Genomic DNA, 6,889 nt, shown 5'->3' with positions numbered 1-6,889 from the left:
CAAAATCTCTACGGGGGCGGGGTGGTTTCATAGTCGTAAGTGTTCCTGGCTAGGGTCAATGACCCTATCTACGTGTCCACTTACATTAGACCAGGACAGCTCATGGGCCGAGTCCGTGCGATAGGCCCGGCGCCACGCCCAGGCACGCGGCAGGGACGCCTTCAGAGAGACAATCAAGAGCAGCAAACGCCCACAACACCAACAGCGATAAAAAGAGAACGACAAGCGCTGATCAGCAACGCATCAGTCGCGTGTTTCGAGGACTTTGTTAATGCGCAGTGCCAGCAAGGTACACACCGTGCCCGACAGCAGATAAACACTCACGGCTACCAATCCAAACCGTGCCGACAATCCCAATGCGACCAGTGGTGCAAAAGCCGCGCCGATCAGCCACGCCATGTCCGTGGTCAGAGCCGCGCCCGTGTAGCGATAACGCCGAATGAAGTTGGCCGTCACGGTGCCCGAGGCCTGGCCATAAGACAAACCCAACAGCACAAAACCGATCAGAATGAACGCGTTCTGTGCGCTGGGCCCACCACCCAATAACCACGGCGTGAACAACGCATAAATGCTGATCAATACCGCCAGCAAACCCAACGTAGTACGGCGTCCAATGCGATCGGCCACCATGCCCGAAGCGATAACGCCCACGATACACAGTACGGCGCCAATGATTTGTACGATCAACACCTGGGGAATTTCTTGCGACTCGCGAATTGCGATCCACGACAACGGAAACACCGTCACCAAGTGGAACAGCGCATAGCTGGCCAGCGCGGCAAAAGCGCCAATGAACATGTTGTAGCCCTGCTCCCGGACCATCTCGCCTACCGGGATGGGCTCGAGCTCGCCTTCTTCGAGCAGCTGCGTATATTCCTCTGTGACCACCAGGCGCAGACGCGCAAAGAGCGCCACGACGTTGATCGCGAACGCCACAAAGAACGGATAGCGCCAGCCCCAGGCTAGAAAATCTGCCTCGGTCAGGGTGACATGCAAAAAGAGAAACAGGGCGCTGGCGACCATGAAGCCCACAGGCGCACCCAGCTGTCCCATCATCGCATACCAGCCGCGGCGATTGGAGGGTGCATTGAGTGCCAGCAGCGAGGGCAGCCCATCCCATGATCCGCCAAATGCCAAGCCCTGCATACAGCGAAAGATGGCCAGCAACACGATGGCATACGGCCCGATCACTTCGTAGCTGGGCAAAAACGCCATGCCTACGGTTGCCGTGCCCAGCACGAACAGCGCCACGGTCAGCTTGGTAGCACGCCCCCAGTATCGCTGGATCGCCATCGACACGACGGTGCCGACGGGGCGCATGATGAAGGCGAACGAAAAGATCACAAACGACCAAATCGTGCCCTGAAGCGGCCCCTCAAAAGGGAAAAATACCCTGGGGAAAACCAGTACGCAGGCAATGCCAAAAACAAAGAAATCGAAATACTCGGAGGCTCTGCCCACCACGACGCCCACCGCGATTTCGCTGGGCGCGACCTTGGCATGACTCCCCTGTCCGCTAGGCAAGGGCGCGCCAGGCGCAGGGGGAATATGACCAGGATATTGCGTAGTGGTCGACATGAGCTAGCTCGCAAAAAGAAGGGCTGGGTACACCTTGTCTACGATCTTGCGACATACGCTAGTAGGGTACGCTCATGTCCGGGACGGCTGCAAGCGTCTTGGTACGGCTCTGTGTGTCATACACGTCGATTCACAGACAGAAACGCGCCGAACGCTAGATTTTTCTCGATATCCAGCGTAGTGTTGCGCTTACTTCCCACGGTTACGTTTCGGGGTTTGGCCATGCCGTCTTTCCCAAGGCTCCGCGGATTTATTTTGTTTGCCCTTGTGCCCTTGCTGGGCGGGTGCAACGCGGTACTGCTATCGCCCTCCGGCGATATTGCTCTGCAGCAGCGTAATCTGATCATCATCTCGACCGTACTGATGCTGTTGATCATCGTACCGGTCATCGCGCTGACATTTTTATTCGCGTGGCGCTATCGAGAAACCAACAAGACTGCGCATTACGATCCCGAGTGGAATCACTCCACCGTGCTCGAGCTGCTCATCTGGGCGGCACCACTGCTCATCATCATCGCGCTGGGCGCAGTGACCTGGGTCAGTACGCATCAGCTCGACCCCTATCGCCCGTTGGTCAGGTTATCGGAGGGCCGGACGGTTCCGCCGGACACAAAGCCCCTGGTGGTGGAAGTCGTCGCACTGGACTGGAAATGGCTGTTCCTCTATCCAGAGCAAGGCATCGCCACGGTCAACGAAATGACTGCGCCCGTTGACCGCCCCATCCAGTTCAAGATCACATCGTCGTCGGTCATGAACTCCTTCTTTGTGCCAGCCTTGGCGGGCCAGATCTATGCCATGCCGGGTATGCAGACTACCCTGCATGCAGTGATCAATCACCCCGGCACATACGAAGGCCTGTCCGCGAATTACAGCGGCGCGGGGTTCTCCGGCATGCGATTTGCATTCCATGGCGTCGATCAGGCCGGATTCGACAAATGGGTGGCGGACGCACGAGCTGCGGGCAGCACGCTCAGTCGCGAAACCTATCTGCAACTGGAGCAGCCTAGCGAGCGCAATCCGGTGACTCGCTACGCGAGCGTCGCGCCGGGCCTGTTTGACGCGATCGTCAACCGCTGCGTAGAACCCAATCGCATGTGCATGAGAGAAGTCATGGCCATTGACGCTCAAGGCGGCTTGGGCATCCCCGGTGTCTACAACGTGACAAGCCTGGATCCTGCCGTGCGCGAGCGCCTCGGCCTGACGCAAACGCCCCCGCGTCAATACGTGGGCTCAATGTGTACGTCGCCGGCGCAATTACTGCTCTGATGGGGCGAGCTGTCGGGCATGTGCTGACAGTGTCGTGAATTGATGGTCTTTAGCCTGAGATCGAGATGACAGATCAAACAGACCTTACCCGCCTGATCTTCGGTCGACTGACCTGGGAATCCATTCCGTATCACGAGCCTATCCTGCTCGTGACCTTTATCGTCGTCGCCATCGGCGGCATCGCGGTGCTGGGCGGCATCACGTATTTCGGCAAATGGGGTTATCTCTGGCGCGAGTGGTTCACCAGCATCGACCACAAGAAAATCGGGATCATGTACATGATCCTGGGCATCATCATGCTGCTGCGTGGATTTTCCGATGCCATCATGATGCGGGCGCAGCAGGCCATCGCGTTCGGCGACTCCGCCGGGTATTTGCCGCCCCATCACTATGACCAGATCTTCACCGCGCACGGCGTGATCATGATTTTCTTTGTGGCCATGCCCTTGGTCACCGGGCTGATGAATTACATCGTGCCCTTGCAGATCGGTGCGCGCGATGTCGCATTTCCCTTCTTGAACAACTTCAGTTTCTGGATGACCACGGGCGGCGTGATACTGGTCATGCTGTCGCTGTTTGTCGGTGAATTCGCCAAGACGGGATGGCTGGCGTATCCACCCTTGTCAGGGATTGCGCATAGTCCGGATGTGGGGGTCGATTACTACATCTGGGCATTACAGATAGCGGGGGTAGGCACACTGCTGTCGGGCGTCAATTTGCTGGTCACCATCGTCAAAATGCGTGCGCCGGGCATGACGATGATGCGCATGCCGATCTTTACGTGGACTGCACTGTGCACCAACGTCCTGATCGTGGCGGCCTTTCCGGTCTTGACGGCCGTGTTGGCGCTCCTGACGATGGACCGCTATGTGGGCACCAATTTTTTCACAGCAGACTTCGGCGGCAACGCGATGATGTATGTGAACCTGATCTGGATCTGGGGCCACCCGGAGGTCTACATCCTGATCCTGCCCGCCTTTGGCATTTTCTCCGAGGTCGTGGCGACGTTCTGCCGCAAACGCTTGTTCGGTTATGCATCCATGGTGTATGCCACGGTCGTCATCACGGTGTTGTCTTATCTGGTCTGGCTGCACCATTTCTTCACCATGGGGTCAGGGGCCAGCGTCAATTCGTTTTTCGGGATCACGACGATGATCATCTCGATCCCGACGGGTGCCAAGATTTTCAACTGGCTGTTCACGATGTACCGTGGGCGCATCCGATTCGAAGTCCCCATGCTGTGGACGATGGGCTTCATGGTCACCTTTGTCATCGGGGGCATGACAGGCGTGCTGCTGGCGGTGCCGCCCGCCGATTTCGTACTGCACAATAGTCTGTTCCTGATCGCGCACTTCCATAACGTCATCATCGGCGGGGTGTTGTTCGGCCTGATGGCCGGTATCACGTACTGGTTCCCCAAGGCCTTTGGCTACAAACTGGATCCGTTCTGGGGCAAGTGTTCGTTCTGGTTCTGGCTGGTCGGTTTCTATATCGCCTTCATGCCACTCTATGCGTTGGGCTTGATGGGCGTCACACGCCGCGTGAATCATTTCGACGATGGGTCGTTGCAGATATGGTTCCAGGTCGCTGCATTCGGTGCATTCCTGATTGCACTGGGGATCGCCAGTTTCTTGATTCAACTTGTCGTGAGCTACCGGCGCCGGGAATCGTTGCGCGATTTCACGGGCGACCCCTGGGACGGCCGTACGCTGGAATGGTCCACATCATCGCCGCCGCCAAGCTACAACTTTGCCTTTACGCCTCGTGTCCACGATCAAGACGCCTGGGCGCAAATGAAACAGCATGGCTATCAACGGCCGCAACAGGGCTTTATTCCCATCCATATGCCTAAAAACACGTGGGCCGGCATTGTGCTGGCGGGCATCAGCGTAGTAATGGGATTTGCGCTGATCTGGCACATGTGGCCGTTGGCGATCCTGTCGTTTGCGGCCCTGATCGTGGTGGCGATCATCCATACCTTCAACTACAAGCGCGACTACTACGTGCCGGCGCAAGACGTCGTGCAGACCGAAGCCGCGCGCACCCGGTTGCTGGAACAACATGTCTGATACCTTGGCCCCTCCCCTGACTGGCAGCGCCGCGCCGCCATCCGAGCCCGTGTTCTACGTCCCGGTCGAACACCACCCGAAGAACGGCACCCTGCTGGGGTTCTGGGTGTACCTGATGAGCGACTGCCTCATCTTTGCCTGCCTGTTTGCCACGTATGGCGTATTGGGCCGCAACTACGCGGCAGGCCCATCAGGCGCGGATCTGTTCGATCTGCCGCTGGTCGCAGTCAACACCTCGCTGCTGTTGCTATCGTCCATCACGTATGGCTTTGCCATGCTGGAGATGCGCAATAAACGAGTGGGCATGGTGCAGTTATGGTTGGGCATCACAGGAATCCTCGGCCTGGGCTTTTTATCGCTGGAAATGTACGAGTTCGTGCACCTGATCGAACATGGCGCGGGTCCGCAACGCAGCGCTTTCCTGTCATCGTTCTTTACGCTGGTCGGCACGCACGGGCTGCACGTGACCTTCGGTATCGTGTGGCTGGTGACGCTGATGGTCCAGGTGAAAAAGCATGGCCTCATTCCTGAAAACCGTCGCCGCCTGATGTGCCTGTCGCTGTTCTGGCATTTCCTGGATCTGATCTGGGTCGGTGTGTTTACCTTTGTCTATCTGATAGGAGTGCTGCCATGACCGCGCATACCGATCATCTGCCGCACCACGGCTCCGATCATGGACATGGCCACCACGACGAGGACGAAGACGTCGGCCACGGTACCTTCAAAAGTTACGTCACGGGCTTTGTCCTGGCCGCCATCCTGACGGCCATTCCATTCTGGCTGGTGATGGGCAAGGTGCTGGAATCCTCGCGCGTCACGGCCTTGGTGCTGATGGCCTTTGCCGTGGTGCAGATCGTGGTGCATATCGTCTATTTTCTGCACCTGGATACCAAGGCCGAAAGCGGCTGGAATATGTTGGCATTCATCTTTACCCTGGTACTCGTTGTCATCACGCTTAGCGGGTCGATCTGGATCATGTATCACCTGGATTCGAATATGATGCCCATGTCCGTTCACGACATGCGAAATATGCCCTGATGACTCCAGGAAAAGTAGAAACCCAATCCCCCGCTCCTCGTCCCCGCAGTACCCTCACCCTGATCGTATTCGGGGTGATTGCGCTCGCCATTTTTGCCGCGCTGTGTGCACTGGGCACGTGGCAAGTCCATCGTCTTGCCTGGAAAGAAGCCCTCATCGCCAGTGTCAACGCGCGCGTACACTTGCCTGCCGTGCCTGCCCCGCCCGAGGCCGAATGGCCGGCCTTGACCTATGACAATGCGGAGTACCGTCACGTCACAGTGGCCGGTCAGTATGAGTTTGATCGGCAGATTCTGGTCCAGGCGGTCACTGACCTGGGCGGCGGCTACTGGGTCATGACCCCTCTGCGTCTGGCCGACGGCAGCACGATTTTGATCAACCGCGGCTTTGTTTTGCCCGAATGGCGCAAAAACCCGCCTGCGGAGACCGCCCCCGCAGAACCGGTGCAGGTCACGGGCCTGTTGCGTATGGGGGAGTCCGGCGAGGCCTTTTTGCGGACTAATGACCCGGCTGCCGATCGCTGGTACACGCGTGACCTGCAGGCCATTGCAACGGCGCGCCAGTTGACCAATGTCGCCCCGTATTTCATTGATGCGGATGCCGCCAGCAATGGCAATAATCGGGATCCCGCGCGTGCGCCCGTGGGCGGATTGACTGTGCTCACGTTTGCCAACAGCCACCTGAGCTATGCCATTACGTGGTATGCCCTGGCCGCGATGCTGCTGGTAGGAGTCTGGATTGTGGTGCGCGAGGAAAAACGCCGGCGCAAAGGCATACCGTCCTAGGCGTGTCCGGGCGCGACTTCAAGCGCTAATTTCCCGTCGGGAGCATCTCAGCGGGCCGCTCAACAGTGGGCTAAGCGCAGCCTACTGCAATGGCGCCGTGCAACCGAACAGCCCTAGGCTAAAAAAGACGCCCGCCCATAGCGGCTGCCATCG

6 protein-coding genes are annotated in these 6,889 nt (G+C 58.1%); 5 read left to right on the top strand and 1 reads right to left on the bottom strand.

The genetic code is table 11. The annotated features are described in order from the left end of the window. Positions 1 to 243: 243 nt before the first annotated feature. Positions 244 to 1,578: an MFS transporter gene (locus ACNA0J_RS22430; protein ID WP_415821080.1), complete on the bottom strand. Its 1,335-nt coding sequence runs from the start codon at positions 1,576 to 1,578 to the stop codon at positions 244 to 246. A 222-nt stretch (positions 1,579 to 1,800) separates the two neighbouring features. Here ACNA0J_RS22430 and cyoA point away from each other — a divergent pair, with 222 nt between their 5' ends. From cyoA to ACNA0J_RS22405, 5 genes are all read left to right on the top strand, one after another. Then, the gene (gene cyoA / locus ACNA0J_RS22425) at positions 1,801 to 2,844 is read left to right on the top strand and encodes a ubiquinol oxidase subunit II (protein WP_415821079.1); all 1,044 of its coding nucleotides are present in this window, start codon (positions 1,801 to 1,803) and stop codon (positions 2,842 to 2,844) included. 65 nt (positions 2,845 to 2,909) lie between these two features. Beyond that, the gene (cyoB, locus tag ACNA0J_RS22420) at positions 2,910 to 4,913 is read left to right on the top strand and encodes a cytochrome o ubiquinol oxidase subunit I (protein WP_415821078.1); all 2,004 of its coding nucleotides are present in this window, start codon (positions 2,910 to 2,912) and stop codon (positions 4,911 to 4,913) included. Further along, the gene (gene cyoC / locus ACNA0J_RS22415; protein ID WP_415821077.1) at positions 4,906 to 5,547 is read left to right on the top strand and encodes a cytochrome o ubiquinol oxidase subunit III; all 642 of its coding nucleotides are present in this window, start codon (positions 4,906 to 4,908) and stop codon (positions 5,545 to 5,547) included. The genes cyoB and cyoC overlap by 8 nt, the downstream gene beginning before the upstream one ends. After that, positions 5,544 to 5,951: a cytochrome o ubiquinol oxidase subunit IV gene (gene cyoD, locus ACNA0J_RS22410; protein ID WP_415821076.1), complete on the top strand. Its 408-nt coding sequence runs from the start codon at positions 5,544 to 5,546 to the stop codon at positions 5,949 to 5,951. Before cyoC ends, cyoD begins: the two co-directional genes overlap by 4 nt. Next, on the top strand, positions 5,951 to 6,736 hold the full coding sequence (locus ACNA0J_RS22405; RefSeq protein WP_415821075.1) for an SURF1 family protein: 786 nt from the start codon (positions 5,951 to 5,953) through the stop codon (positions 6,734 to 6,736). Before cyoD ends, ACNA0J_RS22405 begins: the two co-directional genes overlap by 1 nt. Positions 6,737 to 6,889 lie beyond the last annotated feature (153 nt).

The organism is Bordetella tumbae, from assembly GCF_965139195.1.
Taxonomy (GTDB): Bacteria; Pseudomonadota; Gammaproteobacteria; order Burkholderiales; family Burkholderiaceae_B; genus Bordetella_A; species Bordetella_A tumbae.
Note: the sequence above shows the minus strand (reverse complement) of the source record. Positions and strands in the feature narration are given on the sequence as shown.